This is a genomic window from Methyloligella halotolerans, assembly GCF_001708935.1.
In the GTDB taxonomy this organism is placed as follows: domain Bacteria; phylum Pseudomonadota; class Alphaproteobacteria; order Rhizobiales; family Methyloligellaceae; genus Methyloligella; species Methyloligella halotolerans.
In genome coordinates this window covers 1-16,210 of sequence record NZ_MASI01000005.1, presented here as the reverse complement: position 1 = coordinate 16,210, position 16,210 = coordinate 1, and the positions used below count along the sequence as shown (strand labels likewise).

Annotated in this window: 16 protein-coding genes; 10 read left to right on the top strand and 6 right to left on the bottom strand. The window is 64.1% G+C overall.

The window, feature by feature from the left end:
* Positions 1 to 13: 13 nt before the first annotated feature.
* A complete protein-coding gene (locus A7A08_RS09935; RefSeq protein ID WP_069095349.1) occupies positions 14 to 493 on the top strand; it encodes an Lrp/AsnC family transcriptional regulator in 480 nt (159 codons plus the stop codon).
* Positions 494 to 496: 3 nt separating this feature from the next.
* Here A7A08_RS09935 and A7A08_RS09930 read toward each other — a convergent pair whose 3' ends face one another.
* Complete coding sequence (locus A7A08_RS09930) at positions 497 to 1,378, bottom strand: NAD(P)-dependent oxidoreductase (protein ID WP_245290879.1); 882 nt, start codon at positions 1,376 to 1,378, stop codon at positions 497 to 499.
* A 320-nt stretch (positions 1,379 to 1,698) separates the two neighbouring features.
* Between A7A08_RS09930 and A7A08_RS09925 the strand changes: the two genes are divergently transcribed.
* Positions 1,699 to 2,064, top strand: coding sequence for a hypothetical protein (locus A7A08_RS09925; protein ID WP_141693935.1), 366 nt, complete (start codon positions 1,699 to 1,701; stop codon positions 2,062 to 2,064).
* Between the two features lie 88 nt (positions 2,065 to 2,152).
* A complete protein-coding gene (locus tag A7A08_RS09920) occupies positions 2,153 to 2,614 on the top strand; it encodes a hypothetical protein (protein WP_069095347.1) in 462 nt (153 codons plus the stop codon).
* A gap of 33 nt (positions 2,615 to 2,647) precedes the next feature.
* On the opposite strand, the gene A7A08_RS16300 is transcribed toward A7A08_RS09920, so the two are convergent.
* A complete protein-coding gene (locus tag A7A08_RS16300; protein WP_069095346.1) occupies positions 2,648 to 2,890 on the bottom strand; it encodes a hypothetical protein in 243 nt (80 codons plus the stop codon).
* 67 nt (positions 2,891 to 2,957) lie between these two features.
* Positions 2,958 to 3,701, bottom strand: coding sequence for a DUF1045 domain-containing protein (locus A7A08_RS09910; RefSeq protein ID WP_069095345.1), 744 nt, complete (start codon positions 3,699 to 3,701; stop codon positions 2,958 to 2,960).
* Positions 3,702 to 3,924: 223 nt separating this feature from the next.
* Here A7A08_RS09910 and A7A08_RS09905 point away from each other — a divergent pair, with 223 nt between their 5' ends.
* The 5 genes from A7A08_RS09905 (at position 3,925) to A7A08_RS09885 (ending at position 8,895) form a co-directional block, all read left to right on the top strand.
* Positions 3,925 to 4,554: a glutathione S-transferase N-terminal domain-containing protein gene (locus tag A7A08_RS09905; protein WP_069095344.1), complete on the top strand. Its 630-nt coding sequence runs from the start codon at positions 3,925 to 3,927 to the stop codon at positions 4,552 to 4,554.
* 154 nt (positions 4,555 to 4,708) lie between these two features.
* Positions 4,709 to 5,218, top strand: coding sequence for a peptidoglycan-binding domain-containing protein (locus tag A7A08_RS16545; RefSeq protein ID WP_069095343.1), 510 nt, complete (start codon positions 4,709 to 4,711; stop codon positions 5,216 to 5,218).
* A 39-nt stretch (positions 5,219 to 5,257) separates the two neighbouring features.
* Positions 5,258 to 6,751: a caspase family protein gene (locus tag A7A08_RS09895; RefSeq protein ID WP_069095342.1), complete on the top strand. Its 1,494-nt coding sequence runs from the start codon at positions 5,258 to 5,260 to the stop codon at positions 6,749 to 6,751.
* A gap of 108 nt (positions 6,752 to 6,859) precedes the next feature.
* On the top strand, positions 6,860 to 7,513 hold the full coding sequence (locus tag A7A08_RS09890) for a hypothetical protein (RefSeq protein ID WP_141693934.1): 654 nt from the start codon (positions 6,860 to 6,862) through the stop codon (positions 7,511 to 7,513).
* 191 nt (positions 7,514 to 7,704) lie between these two features.
* Positions 7,705 to 8,895 carry a type III PLP-dependent enzyme domain-containing protein gene (locus A7A08_RS09885; RefSeq protein WP_245290878.1) on the top strand — a complete coding sequence of 397 codons (1,191 nt, stop codon included), beginning with the start codon at positions 7,705 to 7,707 and terminating at the stop codon, positions 8,893 to 8,895.
* Positions 8,896 to 8,914: 19 nt separating this feature from the next.
* Here the strand turns inward: A7A08_RS09885 and A7A08_RS09880 are convergent, their stop codons facing one another.
* Both A7A08_RS09880 and A7A08_RS09875 read right to left on the bottom strand, forming a co-directional pair.
* Entirely contained in the window at positions 8,915 to 10,432 is a 1,518-nt protein-coding gene (locus A7A08_RS09880; protein WP_069095339.1) for a hypothetical protein, read from the bottom strand.
* Positions 10,433 to 10,570: 138 nt separating this feature from the next.
* The gene (locus tag A7A08_RS09875; protein ID WP_083226651.1) at positions 10,571 to 10,999 is read right to left on the bottom strand and encodes a winged helix-turn-helix domain-containing protein; all 429 of its coding nucleotides are present in this window, start codon (positions 10,997 to 10,999) and stop codon (positions 10,571 to 10,573) included.
* A gap of 162 nt (positions 11,000 to 11,161) precedes the next feature.
* On the opposite strand from A7A08_RS09875, the gene A7A08_RS09870 reads away from it, so the two are divergent.
* Positions 11,162 to 13,444 (top strand): TonB-dependent receptor plug domain-containing protein, encoded by a 2,283-nt coding sequence (locus A7A08_RS09870; RefSeq protein WP_245290877.1) that lies wholly within the window; start codon positions 11,162 to 11,164, stop codon positions 13,442 to 13,444.
* Positions 13,444 to 13,956 carry a hypothetical protein gene (locus A7A08_RS09865; RefSeq protein WP_069095338.1) on the top strand — a complete coding sequence of 171 codons (513 nt, stop codon included), beginning with the start codon at positions 13,444 to 13,446 and terminating at the stop codon, positions 13,954 to 13,956. The genes A7A08_RS09870 and A7A08_RS09865 overlap by 1 nt, the downstream gene beginning before the upstream one ends.
* 92 nt (positions 13,957 to 14,048) lie before the next feature.
* Here A7A08_RS09865 and A7A08_RS09860 read toward each other — a convergent pair.
* On the bottom strand, positions 14,049 to 16,210 hold a 2,162-nt coding region (locus A7A08_RS09860; protein WP_141693933.1), incomplete at its 5' end, for an autotransporter family protein.

Below are 16,210 nucleotides of genomic sequence, written 5' to 3'. Positions count from 1 at the left end.
TCGGCTTTTCGCAATGACCCTCGACAGAATGGACCGCAAGATCCTGGAGATCCTGCAAGAAGATGCCACGATTCCTGTGGCAGAGATCGGCAAGCGAATCGGGCTGTCGACCACCCCGTGCTGGCGGCGGATTCAGAAGCTCGAGGAGAATGGCGTGATCCAGCGCCGGGTGGCGGTGCTGGATCCGAAGAAGGTCAATGTCGGGGTCACGGTGTTCGTCTCGATCACCACGAGCCATCACGCCCAGGACTGGTTGGACCAGTTCCACGGCGTACTGAGCGCGTTCCCGGAGATCGTCGAGTTCTACCGGATGAGCGGGGAGGTCGATTATCTGCTGCGGGTCGTGGTGCCGGACATCGAGCATTACGACGCGTTCTATAAGAAGCTGATCTCCCAGATTGAGCTGACCGAGGTGAGCTCCGCCTTCGCCATGGAGCAGATCAAGTTCACCACGTCGCTGCCGCTCGCCTACGCGGTGCCCGAGCCGGCCTAGGCGCTAGTCTCGCGTCAGACGGGCGATTAGGCTGGAGGTATCCCAGCGCCCGCCCCCCATCTTCTGCACATCGGCGTAGAACTGATCGACCAGAGCGGCCACGGGGAGCTGGGCGCCGTTGCGGCGGGCCTCGTCGAGCAGGATGGCGAAATCCTTCCGCATCCAATCGACGGCGAATCCGAACTCGAACTCGCCTTCGACCATGGTCTCCCAGCGATTGTCCATCTGCCAGGATTGGGCGGCGCCCTTGGAGATGGTTTCGATCACCTTCGGAATGTCGAGCTCGGCACGCTCGGCGAAATGGAGCGCCTCCGAGAGGCTCTGAACGAGGCCGGCGATGCAGATCTGGTTGACCATCTTGGTGAGTTGGCCCGACCCGGCGGGGCCGATTAGGGTTGCCTGCTTGGCGTAGGTGTCGATGACCGGCTTTGCCCGGTCGAAATCGGCGTCCTCGCCACCGATCATCACGGTGAGAGCGCCGTTCTCCGCGCCGGACTGACCGCCTGAGACGGGCGCGTCGAGAAAGCCAGCCCCCTTCGACTTGGCCGCTGCGGCAAGCTCGCGGGCGATCTCGGCTGAGGCGGTGGTGTGATCGACGAAGATTGCGCCTGCGCCCAGACCATGAAACGCGCCGTCGTCTCCAAGGGTCACCTGGCGAAGGTCGTCGTCGTTGCCGACGCAGGCGAGCACGATATCGGCACCCTGCGCCGCCTCTTTTGGGGTTGGTGCCGCGGTACCGCCATGGGCTTCGACCCAGCGCTGGGCAGTGTTCGCCGTGCGGTTATAGACGGTGACCTCGTAGCCGGCCTTCCTGATATGGGCGGCCATGGGAAACCCCATCACCCCAAGCCCGATCCACGCGATCTTCATGGTCTGCTCTGTCATGGGCCGGACTTTGCCTTCTCTTTTTGCCCATTCCAAGGGGCGCGACCTGTTGCCGCGACGCCACATCGGCGTGGCCAACGTGCATGAGGTCCATGCTGCTATGCACCTAATATTGTTGCACTTTTAGGTCAATAAGCCTGACCTATCAATCTATAGGTTTGTTTTCTCGAATGTTTTGGAGGGGCTGACCACTTGCGCGGCGCCAAAAAAGGCGCATCATTTCTATTGCAGTGCAACATTCTTGGCGGGTTTTCCGATCACGGAGCGTCCCGCCCGAAAGAGAGGCTGCTATGAAAAACCGCAAGATCTGGTTTTTGAGTATGGCTCTTCTTGGCTCCGCCCTCGGAGCCGCCTTCCAGGGAGCCTCGGCCGGCGAGCTGAAACGCGTCGAATCGGCCGCACTTGAGCGTTACGCCATGCATTCGGGCGTCGACGGCGGGATGTGGACCCATTACGTGCCGAAGGATGTGAACGGCGAGTTCGACAGCTACGATCCGATCGGGCTGATCGCCGGCAGCCTCATCAAGGCCGACTGCTCCATCAGCTGGCAGGACGACGCCGGCCGGGTCTACTGCTTCGCCAGCAACTCTTCCTTGGTGCATTTCCAGGAATGGCCGCGCACCAATGTCGAGAAGGCGCGGAAGGCGTGGATCACCTTGTCGGAGAACAGGCGTCCTCAGTCCTGAGGCGTTTGGCCGTCGTGCGGATCGCGGTCCTACCCTTGTAATCCGCTCCCGGATACGCCTCCTATAGGGGAGGTATTGGGAGACGGATATGACGTTATCGAAGCTGAATCGGATCGGGCTTTATTCGGCGGCCGCGTGCATGCTGGTGATGGCAGGGGGGCTCTCGGCCCATGCGGGCACGACCGACAACGCGCTGGCGCCGGACGCCGGACAGGCGACCGATAGCGGCTCCCATCATTACGAGATCCTCGACAACAAGACCGACTATCCCAAGCCGCCGAAGGTGCGCTCCACGGATACGGGCATCTGGAAAGCGGTCGTTCCCCACGGCGTGAAGGGCGAGTTCGATAGCTACGATCCCGTCGGGCTCATGGCGGGCGATCTGATCAAGGCCGACTGCTCCCTCAACTGGCGTGACGAGGACGGAAAGCTCTATTGCTTCGCCAGTGGAACGTCGCTGGTCTATTTCAAGGATTGGCCGAAGACGAATATCCGCAAAGCCCGCGAGGCCTATCACGAACTTACCAAGGAGCCGAAGCCCGGCTCCTGATTCTTCTATGGGAAGGTGCCGGAAGGCAGAGCCCTAGTGGACCTTGCCGGTCCTGCTATGCCGGCTGGCGAAGGCTTCGAAGATTTCGGAGGGCGCGTCCTCGTCGGCATCCGTGTCGGCCATCCCGAAACTTTCAGGCGGCTCGTCGCTCACGGCCTGCTCCGACCGAAGGCATTGGGCTAGCAGTTCGAGCAGGGAGGCATGAAGTTCGCGCTCGGCTTCCAGGCAGGGCGGATTTGCCGCCAAGAAAGCGAGTATTTCACCGTAATCCGGCATGTTTCGGACCCCCGTCCATAACCCCAGCCAACATGGAGCATCCGTTATGGCTGTGTCAGAACTGTGGTCAGCCCGCGAGGGGGTACCGCTTCAGAAGCCGCAGGGGTGATCTACCGCCGGGATCGCCCAGCAGGGACAAGGCATCGATTTCGATGCCTTCGGCGCAGATCCTCTCCAGCACCGGCAAAAGCGCCTCCGCGACCCGCTCGATCTGGGCCGGCTCCATGGGGCCGGTCAGCCGAAGCGAGAAGCGGAACTCGCTCATCACGTTGATGTCGCCGAAGCTTCCCAGCAGCAGCCGCTGATAGGGGTTGAGGCGATCGGTCTCGGCGTCCTCGCGAACGGGCTGGCTTTCGTCGGCGAAGCCGTCGAATCCGCTGACGACCTGGATCGCCAGCCAATCGAGAGCCGGATTTTCCTGCTTCGCGCGCAGCACCAGGAAACGGCCTTCGCGGGCGAGATCGAGCGGCCCCGTCGCGACAGGCTTGCGGCGCTTGGCGAACTCCTTCAGGCGGCTGCGCAAGGCATCGGGACCTTTGCCTCTGCGGAGCATGAAAGGCGCCTTCAGGGTGGCATGAAGACCGGCGTAATGCCCCGGCATGGCGGGCACCTTGGCGCCGCCCCGGCTGCTGAGCCCGGCGCCGGAAAAGGCATGATAGGTGGAGGCGCCGGCATAGCCGAACCAGGACCGGCCGAAGGCGGCGAGGGCCGTGTTCGGCTTCGGGGTGAAGGAGATTCCGAAGCGCGCGCATGCCAGACGCGGGAGTGGTGCATCTAGAGGGTCGTATTCGACCGCTGCTTGGTTCAACATGACGCTTCCTTCCTCGATTTCGCGATTTCCGATTTTGCAAATCGCTGGCCTTCTCCCTTCATACCGCGCGGCTATGGCAAGCCGGCGACAGGTTCTGGGCGAGATCGGGGCCGATGGGTGAAGGCTTCATGAAGGCGGCCGGTGTCGCCTGAAAAGCGGTGGCCGAAAGAGGCCGGCGGCGCACCGGATCGAAAGAGCCGGAATCGAACAGAAAGGAGACGGAATGATCGAGTTTTATACGTGGGGAACGCCGAACGGGCAGAAGGTCTCGATCATGCTGGAGGAGGTCGGGCTCCCTTATACCGTCCACTCGGTCAATATCCTGAAGGACGAGCAATTCGATCCCGTCTTCCTCGCGATCTCGCCCAACAACAAGATCCCCGCCATCGTGGATACGGAGAACGATCTTTCGCTGATGGAGTCCGGCGCGATCCTGCTCTACCTCGCCGAGAAGACGGGAAAGTTCTGGCCCCAGGAGAGCCCGGCGAAATGGGAGGTGATGCAGTGGCTGATGTGGCAGATGGGCGGCTTCGGTCCCATGCTCGGCCAGGCGCATCATTTCCTGCATTACAATCCCGGCAAGGCGGAATACGCCGAGGTGCGTTACGGCAAGGAGGCGCAGCGGTTGTGGGGCGTGCTCGACAAGCGGCTCGCCGACCGTCCCTACGTGGCGGGAGACTACTCGATCGCCGATATCTCGATATGGCCCTGGGCCGCGCGCTATCCGATCCAGGGGATCGAGCCACAAAACTATCCCAATGTCGTGCGCTGGTACCAGGAGATCGCAAAACGCCCTGCGGTGCAGCGCGGCTGGAACGTCCCCGAACGGGAAGACGGAATTCCCATGCCGTAGCGGCGCAGGCCGCTTCGCGATGCGCCTCTCGATGCTCTAGCATTGGCGAGGTGCCGGACTTACGTTGCCAATGCCGAGGAGGACGGGGTGAACGCGCGAAGCGCGCGGGGGCTCCGGTTCGCTTAGAAGGAGTGCAGATATGAGAAGAGCGGCAATGAACAATGCTGCTTCATCTTTCCCCGGCTTTGCAGGCTTTGCGAAGCTGGCTTCCCTGGTCGCTATGGCGTTCGCGCTGGCTGGATTGCTCGCGCCGAATGCCGCCTCGGCGCAGATCCTGAAACGGGGCGTGCAAGGCGGTGTCGTCGGGGCCGTGATCGGCGGTGTCGCCGGCGGCGGCGATGGTATCGGCAAGGGCGCCGCAATCGGTGCGGGCGCCGGTCTGGCGCTCGGCGCGATCGAGCGGGAGAACAATCGGCGGGCTTACGCTGCGCCGCCTCCGCCGCCTCCGGCCTACGGTCCGCCCCGGCGGGGCTATGGCGGCCAGATGGTGGCCGACACCCAGGCCGCGCTGACGCGCCTCGGCTATCGTCCGGGGCCGGTAGACGGTGTCATGGGTCCGGGGACGAGCAGCGCGATCCGCAATTACCAGTATGCCTATGGCCTCCCGGTCACCGGTACGCCGTCGCCGGCATTGCTGGACCATTTGTATGCCCATGGCGGCTAGCTGATGGCGGCTAACTGAACCGGGCGCCTCGAGCGCCACATGATGATGCTCTTCCGATCTTTCGCTTTCGCCGCCGTCGTGCTCGCCGCCTTGCCGGTGGGCGCGGCCGCGGCGAACGCGGCGACCTACGGTCTGGCGATCGGCGTCGACGATTACGGCGGCGACAATCTCCAGGGCGCGGTCGCCGATGCGGAGGCCATCGCCGGCGGGCTCGACGATGCCGGCGCGGCGAAGGTCGAAAGCCTGACCGGCAAGGACGCCAAGCTCCCCTCAGTGAGATCTGCCTGGACGGCCCTTCTCGACGGCGCGAACTACGGCGACGTCATCGTGCTCAGCTTTGCCGGGAAGGGCGATCTGGGAGAGGACGGTCCGCAGTATCTGTTCGGCGATGGCAGCGCTCTCACCCGCAAGGCTGTGCTCGAATGGGCGCAGGACGCGGAGGACAAGGGGGTGAAGCTGCTGTTTATCGGTGATGCCAGCTTCGGCGGCACCCTTGAGCGGACTTATCCCAAAGACCTCGTGCGTTTGCGGCAATCGGAAGAGACGAAGCGCGAATCGGCATCTTCGGCAACGCGTCCTGAAAACGGCTTCAGCAAAGCCGTCTTCGCCTACGGTTCGGGGTGCGATAAGGCCGTGCCGGAGCTCCGGATCGGCGATGCCGTGCGGGGCGGGTTGAGCTGGGCCTTCGTCCAGGCCTTGTCCGGCGCGGCCGAAGAGGATTCCGACGGTCAGCTCAGCGATCACGAGCTTGCGGTCTACTTGCCGCTCGTGGTGGGCGCGCTCACCGAGGGGCAGCAGGAGGTCGAGGTGCTTCCCCGCCGCTCGCAGCCTTTGACCTTGTTCCCCGTCGCGAGGCCAAGCCCGGAAACGCCACCGGCAGACATGCCTTTGCGGCTCGCCGTCGTGGGCGGCGAGGCGGCGGTGATCGGCGATTTCCCCGACGTCGAGATTGTCGAGGATCCGAAAGAGGCCGAACTCATCTGGTCCGTCGCCGACGAGACGCTCACCCACCGGATCGGCGGGGTGGTGGCGAGCGGCGTGGATGCGGAGGGGCTCGGGAACGAGCTTGCCAAATGGTCGGCCTTGAACTGGCTCGTGGCGCGCTCCGCGCAAGGGCCGGTCCCTCTCGATCTCGTAAGCGGACCGGGCCGACTGCCCCAAGGCGCACGGGCGCAGGTCGAGATCCTGCCTGGCCGGTATCCTATGATCACGGTGTTCGACCTGGGGCCCGCCGGCAATGTGGTGCCTATCATGCCGGCGGACGGAGAGGCGGCCGACAAGCCTCAGAATCGCCGACACATCCATCAGATGTTCCAGGTGAGCAACGGTCCGGGCGGTGCGATCCACCGGGTCGTGATCTTCTCCGAGACACCGCTCACCGGGCTCCACGACGCGCTTGAGGGCATGCAGAAATCCGGCAAGACGGAGACGCTGCGGTCAGCGCTTCAGGATGCCTTGCCGTCCGAGGCCAAGGTCCAGATCGGGATCCTGCCGATCTACACCGGTGCGAGCGCGGATTCTGATTCCAAATAGCGACCCCCGCCCATCGAATTCGACCCCGCCGCATCCCTTTGCGTCGGCTGCGCTTTGCCCTAGTGTCAGCGTTAACAAACCGTTAACGCGACGTGTTGGGGGTAAGTCATGGTCTGGTTCTCATTGCCGAGGCGAGTTTCGCGCGTGTTCGTCTCCGGCGGGATGGCGGCAGTTTCGCTCGGCTTTGCCTTGCTGACGGCGCCGACGGTTTCCCGCGCCGAAAACGTTATGGATCGGATGACCAGGCTCGCCCGGGCAGGGGAAACCCATTGCGCCGATCCGTGGACCTACTCCCGCGGGCTCGACAAATGCATCTGCATCAAGGCGGGCTACAGCAAGCAGTGGGGCCAGTGCCTTCCCATGGAGCCGGGACTTGCGGACAAGACGGGAGCGGGCGCTGCCGGGCTGACTTCGGCCCTTCCGGCGCCTTCGACCACCGGCGCATTGCCGAAGGAAAAATCCGGGCAGGGCGGTGGTGCCACTCAATCTGACGTGGCGTCCAAGCCTCGGGTCAAAACGCCGATGGCTGTCGATCCGGCTTCGCGCATGGAGCAGATCGCGCGGGCGCAGGATTGCCTCAGCTCCCTCGGCCTCTATGACGGGGCGATCGACGGGGAGGGCAACGAAGCTGCGACGAAGGCCTATGGCCGCTTCGCCGCGGCGCGGGGGCTGCCCCACGGCGACGACCTCGTGAGCGTGCGCGCCCAAACGGCCCTTCAGGGCGCGTGCGGACAACGCTGGGTAAGCGCCAAGGCGGAGTGAATTTCGCGCCGATCGGGCACGGGGGCGACCGAGCGCAGGTCGCGGCGACGAGGCCCTTCAATCCTCTTTACAGGGCTGCGGGATTCCCCTAATCGGGACCGCACTGCCGCACGCCCAAGCCCCTTCCAAGGATGCCCGCAGGCGCCGGTGGGGAAGCTCTTCAAAGCTTCTCTATTTCAAGGGCTTATTTCATGGATCGAGAGATGGATCGCTACGCCAGCGCGGCTGCGCTTCTGCGCGAATACGCCCCGGAACGCCCCGTGCGGTGCATGCGATTGCATGCAGCCAGGCGCGCCGCCGAATGGATGCTCGCCAACTTCCCGGGCAAGGTTCTCTATGCGGTGAAGGCGAACAATTCGTCCCGCATCCAAGCCGCCCTTTACGACGCGGGCGTGCGCTGCTTCGACGTCACTTCGCTCAGCGAGATCGAAGCCTACGCGCCACTTCCCGGCGCGGAACTCTATCTCATGCATCCGGTGAAATCGCGGGCGCTGATCGTTCGGGCCTATCACGAGTTCGGGGTTCGCCGTTTCTCGCTCGATACGGAGAGCGAGCTCGCCAAGATCGTCGAGGAGACGGGCCGCAGGAAGGACATCCACCTCCATGTCCGGCTCGCCGTGCCGAATCAGGACAGCGTCATGCCGCTGGACCGGAAGTTCGGCGCCTCGCCGAACGACGCGGTGCATCTGCTGCGCCTCGCGCGGCAAGCGGCCGAGCATGTCGGCCTTTCCTTTCATGTCGGCTCTCAGGCGCTGGCGCCGGAGAGCTACGGGCGCGCCCTGCAGCTCGCATCGGACGTCATCGCAGAGGCGGGTGTGCCGGTCGATTCCATCGATGTCGGCGGCGGTTTTCCCGCGCGGCACCCCTTCGCCGACCCGCCCCATCTCTCGGTCTACATGGACACGCTTCGCGAGGCAGTGGCGAGGCTCGGGCTGGAGGATTGCACGCTTCTCAGCGAGCCCGGCCGGGCGCTGGTGGCGGAATCGGAATCCTTGCTGGTGAAGGTGCTCTCCCGCCGTGGCGACAGCCTCTACATCAATGACGGGATCTATGGCTGCCTCTTCGAGGGCGCGAAGATCTATGGCGGGCTGGCCTTCCCGGCGCGCGGCCTCCGGGACGGGTACGAGTTGGGCGGCGCTTGCCAGGACTTCCAGCTCTGGGGCACGTCGTGCGACAGCATCGACTACATGCCGGGGCCGTTCCGCCTGCCGGCCGACATCGCCGAGGGTGATTATATCGAGCTCGGTCAGCTCGGCGCCTACGGCCGGGTTTCGGCGAGTCGTTTCAACGGCTACGGCCTCTACGACGAGGTGCTGCTCGAGGACGATCCGATGATGAGCATGTATGCGCCGGAGGCTTTCGGCGTGGCTGCGAACTATTAGGCGTGTCGTTTCCGCCGCCTCAAGTCGATGGCCCATTTGCTGCGGAGCCCCGTTTCGCATGCGAGAGCAACTCACCCAGGCTCTTGAAAAGGCGGACCCCATTTGGCGTCTCCACTTCAATCGAGCCATCGGCGAAAACGAGATAATGCCCGTTTCCGGCAGCGCCCTGCCTCACGACCTGGCGGGGAGGAGCGGGTTTTAGATTGGGCAGGTTCTCGACGGTGTCGGCGAGAGTTTCTTCCCCTTCCAACGGCCCTGCCGCGGGGCCGGGCTGCCAGGGCCGGATGTGCCGCGCGACGCTGTCGTAGAATTGCGGCAGCGCCGTCTCCAGCTCCTCGATGAAATTCTTGGTGCCGGAGAATTTTCGTCCAAGATCGGTGACCGTGAACACGTCGAAGCATTTCGGCACGGCGCCCGATCGGCCGATATCCGCCTTCTTCGGATCCGCCCTCAGCTCGGGCAGCCAGCCGAACGAATTGCCGCCATTCTTCCAGCGGATGTGGATGCCGATGCGCGCCTCGGTTTCCTCGGGGAGCTGCCGGAGCAGCCAGTTCAAGCGCGATTCGTATTTCTTGCGATCCTCGGGCGCATCGACGCTCATCTGGCAGACGATGTTCCGTTTCAATGCATTGGCCGTCACCTCGATGGGGGCGGCGATATTGGGAACCTCGAACGTCGCGCTCAGCCGCTTTTCCGCAACGAGCTCGCCGGCGTCTGCCTCTACGCGTGCGGCTTGATCGCTCCGATGGGATTTCTTCATCTTCAAGCTCACCGGAACACGGAGCTTGCGTGCCAGGAGCAGGCAGAGATCGCTTTGCTCCTGATGCCAGGCCGCCACCGTCTTCTGCACGGCGGAGTCCGTCCTGTGCAGATTTGCGCCGGAGTGGATCCGCTCCAGCAGGCCCGGCCATTCCGGGTTCATCTGATGGAACCCGCGGACGTCGACATTCTCGTGAGAGAAATAGCGGAGCACCTCCTTGAGGAGGAAATGCTGCTCCGGATCGAAGGTCTCGTCGGCTTGGCTGAGCAGCATCGTGCCGAGTGTTACCAGCCGCATCCATGACCAGTGATACACCTCGACCTTCCCGCCGATCTTCGGGGGAATCTCGTATGGCGGATGGTCCGGCATGACCGCCAGCTCATTCGAGATCGTGATGACGGCGTCGATCTTGTTGTGGGCGGCCAGCTTGGTGTAGCGGGTCAGCTGCTCCGCGCTGATCTTGCCGGTACCGATCTTCGCCTCGATGACGGCCCGCCATTCGCTCCTTGGAGTTGTCAGAACGAGGAGGCCATCCGGCCGGCATCGATCCTCTTCGGGACAATCCTTGAAAACGACTTCCGTGAAGGCGGCTAGGGAGCTCCGGCGGCCGAGCGATTTGCTGATGGTCTCGAGCACCGATTCCGCGAATGGTCTGACGACGGTCAGCGCGGCGAGGAAGACGGAGGCGGCCGAGCGCTCCTTCTGGCTCGCATGGGCGACTGGAATGAGCCGGGCCGGCTCACCTCGCTCCAAGAACTCGGGCAAATCTACTGTCATACCCGTACCCCCGGATGTGACGGTAGAAGGCGCCGCGGTTACACGCAATAGTCTAGTCGAGCGGTCGTCGGGCGAGAGGGAGAGAGTCGTCCGCAGATGGGTGTTCAGGAGATCCGCACGTCTATCTCTTCCGGGATTTCAGTGGCAATCCGGCCAGTTCTTCCTGGATGACGGCTTGGTGCGCTCTTCGGCACGGCGATAGGCTGAGACGACGGCGCGGCCTTCGTCCGTCACCTGCGCACCGCCGCCTCGCGTGCCGCCGGTGGCGGTGAGGATGAGCGGCTTGGCGAACATGCGGTTCAGGGCATCGACCAACAGCCAGGCGCGCCGGTAGGACATGCCCATCTCGCGTCCGCCGGCCGAGATCGATCCGGTGCGACCGATGGCTTCCAGAAGCTCGATCTTCCCCGGCCCGAGCACGAGCCCGTCTGCGATGGGAATGCGCAAGCGCGGAAAGGGCTTCTGGCCTTTCGCATGGCCAGACTTCGCAGTGCCTGCCGACGCCGTTCTCGGCTGGCCCGTGTCTGCCGATTCTCCCTGCTTCCCGCTCACGCTGCTCCGCCCCATCCAAACTCCCAAAGCGGCGGCACTATAGCAGGGGTGCATCCCGTCGTCCTTTTTGCTCGCTCCTTCCTCTGGACTCGCTGTATCAGTCGGTATATAGCGTTCCTCCGTAATATCCATAGAGATATAACGATAGCATGTGACAGGAAGACGTCGGGGGATTTAATGGGGAACGTGAAAGGGGCAGCCTTTGCGGCTGCGATGGTGGCTGCGTCGATTCCAGCAGCGGCTTGGGCGGAGGATCAGGAGCTCACATCCGGCGGCGACGTGACGGCCGACGAGGCGACGGTGTTGCCGCCGATCGTCGTGACCGGCGATCAGCCGGAGAGGAGCGCGCCTGTGGCGCCCGCGCCGGTGCGTCACGCGGTGGCGGCGTCCGCGCCTCAAGCGGTCCAAGAGCAGGCCCAAGAGGCGGTCGTGCTTCCGCCCGCGGTGACCGGCAGCGGGGCAGGGGCCGTCGGTGTGTTCACCCTGGGACAGCTCGATTCGATCGGCGGCAGCACGATCACCAATGAGACGATGTGGACCTACAACAAGAATACGCTGGATCAGGCGCTGAGCATCGTTCCTGGTGTGACCACAGACAATACGGGCGGCAGCCGGAACGAACGGGACATCTATGTACGCGGCTTCAACCGTTACCGGGTGCCGCTCTATGTCGACGGCGTTCGCATCTATCTGCCGGCCGATAATCGGCTTGATTTCAACCGCTTCCTGACGCCGGATCTTTCCGAGATTCAGGTGCAGAAAGGCTATGTCTCGGTGCTGAACGGACCGGGCGGCATGGGCGGCGCCATCAACATGGTGTCGCGCAAGCCCACGAAGGCGCTGGAGCTAGAGGGACGGGCCGGTGTCGAGTTCGGCGGCGATTTCGACACGGTCAATTCCTGGACCGGCTACGCCTATGGCGGCACAAGGCAGAAGCATTACTACGCGCAGGTCAGCGGGACGCTGCGCGATCAGGACCACTGGACCCTGTCGGACGACTTCACGCCGATCTTGATCGAGAACGAGAATGGCGGCGTGCGCGGCCACTCCAATGCGGAGGATTACCGCATCAACGCCAAGGTCGGCATCACGCCCAACGCGACCGACGAATACAGCATCAACTACACGAACCAGCAGGGGGCGAAGAGCGCGCCGCTCCATGTGGCGGGGCAGGTGGTGCAGGGCCCGCGCTTCTGGGACTGGCTCTACTGGGACACCCAGAGTCTGTCCTGGCTCTCCAAGACCAAGCTGGGCTCGGCCTCCTATGTGAAGACCAACGCGTACTACAACACGTTCGATAATCTGCTCTCGTCCTACGACGACCCCGCCTTCCGGCAGCAGGAGAGCTTCCGCAGCTTCGACAGCTACTACAACGATGAGGCGGAAGGCGGCTCGATCGAGTTCGGCACCGACCTCATCCCTCAGAACAGCTTCAAGACGGCGGTGCATTACCGGCGGGATCAGCATCAGGAATATTCCCACGATGCGCCGGGCGGAGCCGACTTCGTCGAGCCGGTTCAGGAGAATGTCGAGGAGACATGGTCTTTCGCGGCGGAGAATACCTTCCATGCCACGAGCCGCCTCGACTTCATTGGCGGCGTCGCTTTCAACCAGCTCGAGGTGGTCAGCGCGGAGGATTACGGCGAGCCGCCCAGCGGCGGGCCGGACCGGGTCTACAACTATCCGACCAGCACCACGGGCGCCTGGGATTATCAGGGCGGTGCGGTCTACAGCTACTCCGACACCGGCAAGCTGCACGCGACCATTTCCGACCGCACGCGGTTTCCCACCATGTTCGAACGTTTCTCGACCCGGTTCGGGCAGATCGTGCCGAATCCCGATCTCGGTCCGGAGAGGGCGGTGAACTACGAAGTCGGCGCGAGCGATACGTTGTTCAGCTCGGTTCAGGTTTCCGGCGCGCTCTTCTATTCGGACCTTTCAAACTCCATCCAGCCGGTCTTCACCTCTGACCGGGGTTCGAGCGCCATCCAGAACCAGAATGTCGACGGGACCTATAAGGGAGTCGAATTCTCGGTCGACTGGAAGGTCAGCCCCACGGTGACGGTGGGCGGCAATTACACCTATCTGGACCGCGACTACGATTACGAGATGATCGGGCCGCGGCCCGAGGGTACGCCCCAGCATGAGGGGTTCATCTATCTCTCCTGGGCGGCGACGGAGCGGTGGACGCTCACCCCCAATATCGAGCTGGCGAGCGACCGTTACAGCCTGATCACGTCCAGTGGGAGCTCGCTGCTCTCCGGACCTCAGCCGCGCACGCCGAACTACCGCAAGCTCGGCTCCTACGCGCTGGTGAATCTGGAGGCGGAATATCAGGCGAGCGACGAGATCACCCTGGCCTTGGGCGCGACCAACCTGCTCGATGACAATTACGAGCTGGAGGATGGCTTCCCGGAAGCGGGCCGTGCCTTCTTCGCCAAGATGCGGGCGCGGTTCTGATGGGGCGGATCGTTGCACTCGCGCTTTGCGCGCTGATCTTCAGCATTCCGGTGGCGAAGGCCTGTGCGCCGGGATGCGAGAATTTCAAATGGTCGCTTGCGGAGACGCAAAAGCGGCTGAAAGCCGACGATCTTCCCGTGGCGCGGTCCGGCGGCACCCTGGAGGGCGGTGAGGCAGCCGCTTTCGTGCTGGCGCTCGTGGCCGAGGACGATGTCGATTTCGCCCGGCCGCCGGAGCGGGGGAGGGACAAAGAGGACGCGTCAATTAAGGGTGGGGTCGTCCGCTTCACGCCCGCCCGGGGCGGGACCTATCAGGTCAGCCTTTCGGGCGCAGCCTGGATCGATCTGGTGCAGAACGGTGCGCTGGTTCCGTCGACCGATCATACCGGCTCGGCGGATTGTCCCGGCTTGCGCAAGAGCGTGCGGTTCAGCTTGGAGGCGGCGCCCGTCACCTTGCAGGTCAGCGCTTCGGAGATGGCGCAGATCAGGATCGCCATCGAAAAGGTGGATTAGCCTGCGCCTCGGCGGTGATCCGGGGACACACGACAAAAAAAGGGCCGCTCGATCGAGCGGCCCTGAGTTTGCAGGGTTAAATTTCTACGTGATCAGAAGCGCCAGGTGAACTGGCCCTTCACGCCGTTATCCGTGACCCCATCGCCGAACTGGCCGATATACGAGATGCCGGCCTCGGTATTTTTGCCGAGCGCGAAATCCATTCCGAGATCGAGCAGGGCGGTATCCTCCGCCAGAACGACGCCGTTCACGCCGAAGCCGAGGCCCGTGCTCTGGAAGGCGAGGTTGGCAGTGGTGTCGAGATCGCTAAAGGCGTGCTGCCAGGCGATCGAGGCCCGGGGCGTCACCAGCCAGCCATCCCAATCCATGGTCACGGCTGCACGCATGCCCAAGGTGGAATAGCCCGTGTCCTGGCTGCCGCCGCTGCTGCGGAGGCCGGCGAGCGCTCCGCTTTCGCGGAAGCCGTCCGTGTCGACCGAGACATAGGCCAGGCCCGCGAAGGGCTCGAAGGCGATGTCGTTCTGATAGACAGGGTAGGCGACCTCGCCGAAGACCTGCGAGCTGTGACCGTTATAGTCCGCCTTCTCCTTCTCGTAGAAGCCGGGGAAGGCCGCCAGGCGAGAGGTCTCGATGCCGTGCCAGGCATACATGGCGCCGCTGCGCAGGGCGAAGCTGCCCATCATGCCGCCGAGATAGCCGCCGAGATTGTAGCTCTCCACCTCGGCCGTGCTGTAGCGCGCGTTTGCGCTCAGGTCCGAGAAGGAGGCACCTGTCGCGAGACCGGCCCGCCATCCGCCGCCGATATCCGCATCGAAGCCGGAGACGAAGCCGCCGAGATTGCGGTCGACAGAGGCTGCGTTCCTGTTGCCGGAGAAGTCGCCCCAGGAGCCGTAGCCCTGGGTCCAGAAGGTAACCGGCTGAGATTGGCTCGCCGGCGCCAGATATTGCGGCGCGTTGTAACCGTAGTCATAGCTCGGCTGTGCGCCTGGGCCGGACATGGTGGCAATGCGCGGGCCGCCAATACCGAGAGGGCCGATGCCGCCGTTCTGGGCGTAATAGCCGGCCTGCATGAGGCGCCCCATCACCGCATCGCGGACGAAGCGGGCATCGTTGGCGATGACGCCGATGGTGCTGGCGTGGATCTCGCCGGAGAGGTTGTCGAAGGCCATCCGCGCGCCTTCTTCCGTCTGGAAGAGGACGTTCAGGAAGAGCTCGTCACCGTCCGGGAAGATGTCGAGGGTCTTCGCCACGTTGCACTGGTTGGAGGTCTGGGCCACGGAGCAGAAGCTCAGATAGGTCGTGGTGCCACCACCACCGCCACCGCCGCCTCCACCACCGGAGCCGCCGCCGCTTCCGCCGGAGCCGCCAGAACCGCCGCCACCGCCCGTCGGGGCTCTGGGAATGGTCGTGGTCTTGCGCTCCAGGGTGAGAACGACATCGTTGCCGCTGCCGCCCGCGTAATTCACCTTCGGGTCCAGGAACGCGTAGTTGGTCTTGACCTTGCCGAACTGCCCGGTAACGGGATCGACCCCATCATTCCGGATCACGGTGTAGCGGTTCTTCGTGCTGTAGGCGCCGTTCTGGGCCATCACGTCCAGGGTGGAGCCCGTCAGGTCGACGGTGCCGGTCACGACGATGAGGTCGCTATTGCCCGCGTCGTCGACATTCACCGTATAGGTGGAGTTGCTGTCCATCAGGAAGTTGCCGTTCACCCGCATCGTTCCGATGGAGGAGCCGCCCGGCGTGATCGTGCCGCCATAGAGTGAGACGGCTCCGACCTGGCCGGTGCCGGAGAGGATGCCGCCGGAGTTCACCGTCACATCGGACGTTATCGAGCCGTTCACGGCGAGGGTGCCGCCATTGACGGTGGTGCTTCCGGTATACGTGCTGGCACCGTTGAGGACGGTCCGGCCGAGGCCGGATTTCACAAGGGAGCCCCGGCTTGAGCCGTTGCCCGTGTCGTCGCCGATACCGTCGTTGATCGTCTGGGTGTCGCCGGAGCCCGGGTCGAACTCGACCGTCGAATTCTGAAGGAAGATGCCGGTTGCCAGCGCTTTGCCGTCGTCGCCGTTGCCGGCGCCTGCGCCGCCGGTCACCGTGCCGCCGGTCATGGTGCCGCTGCCGCGGACGATGAGGGTGCCGCCCTGGCGCACGAAGACCGCGCCGCCGAAAGCCGCGCCGCCGCCGCCGCCCGTATTGGAGCCGTTGCCGCCGCCGAAGCCCCCGACACCCGCCGCCGAGCCGGTCTCGGACG

What these genes read in the sequence shown, in the direction of transcription:
- A7A08_RS09875 (WP_083226651.1), bottom strand. Translation starts at nt 10,999, where the DNA reads ATGGGGCGGAGCAGCGTGAGCGGGAAGCAGGGAGAATCGGCAGACACG.
- A7A08_RS16300 (WP_069095346.1), bottom strand. Translation starts at nt 2,890, where the DNA reads ATGCCGGATTACGGTGAAATACTCGCTTTCTTGGCGGCAAATCCGCCC.
- A7A08_RS09925 (WP_141693935.1), top strand. Translation starts at nt 1,699, where the DNA reads ATGGCTCTTCTTGGCTCCGCCCTCGGAGCCGCCTTCCAGGGAGCCTCG.
- A7A08_RS09920 (WP_069095347.1), top strand. Translation starts at nt 2,153, where the DNA reads ATGACGTTATCGAAGCTGAATCGGATCGGGCTTTATTCGGCGGCCGCG.
- A7A08_RS09880 (WP_069095339.1), bottom strand. Translation starts at nt 10,432, where the DNA reads ATGACAGTAGATTTGCCCGAGTTCTTGGAGCGAGGTGAGCCGGCCCGG.
- A7A08_RS09905 (WP_069095344.1), top strand. Translation starts at nt 3,925, where the DNA reads ATGATCGAGTTTTATACGTGGGGAACGCCGAACGGGCAGAAGGTCTCG.
- A7A08_RS09890 (WP_141693934.1), top strand. Translation starts at nt 6,860, where the DNA reads ATGGTCTGGTTCTCATTGCCGAGGCGAGTTTCGCGCGTGTTCGTCTCC.
- A7A08_RS09910 (WP_069095345.1), bottom strand. Translation starts at nt 3,701, where the DNA reads ATGTTGAACCAAGCAGCGGTCGAATACGACCCTCTAGATGCACCACTC.
- A7A08_RS09870 (WP_245290877.1), top strand. Translation starts at nt 11,162, where the DNA reads ATGGGGAACGTGAAAGGGGCAGCCTTTGCGGCTGCGATGGTGGCTGCG.
- A7A08_RS09895 (WP_069095342.1), top strand. Translation starts at nt 5,258, where the DNA reads ATGATGATGCTCTTCCGATCTTTCGCTTTCGCCGCCGTCGTGCTCGCC.
- A7A08_RS16545 (WP_069095343.1), top strand. Translation starts at nt 4,709, where the DNA reads ATGAACAATGCTGCTTCATCTTTCCCCGGCTTTGCAGGCTTTGCGAAG.
- A7A08_RS09930 (WP_245290879.1), bottom strand. Translation starts at nt 1,378, where the DNA reads ATGACAGAGCAGACCATGAAGATCGCGTGGATCGGGCTTGGGGTGATG.
- A7A08_RS09935 (WP_069095349.1), top strand. Translation starts at nt 14, where the DNA reads ATGACCCTCGACAGAATGGACCGCAAGATCCTGGAGATCCTGCAAGAA.
- A7A08_RS09865 (WP_069095338.1), top strand. Translation starts at nt 13,444, where the DNA reads ATGGGGCGGATCGTTGCACTCGCGCTTTGCGCGCTGATCTTCAGCATT.
- A7A08_RS09885 (WP_245290878.1), top strand. Translation starts at nt 7,705, where the DNA reads ATGGATCGAGAGATGGATCGCTACGCCAGCGCGGCTGCGCTTCTGCGC.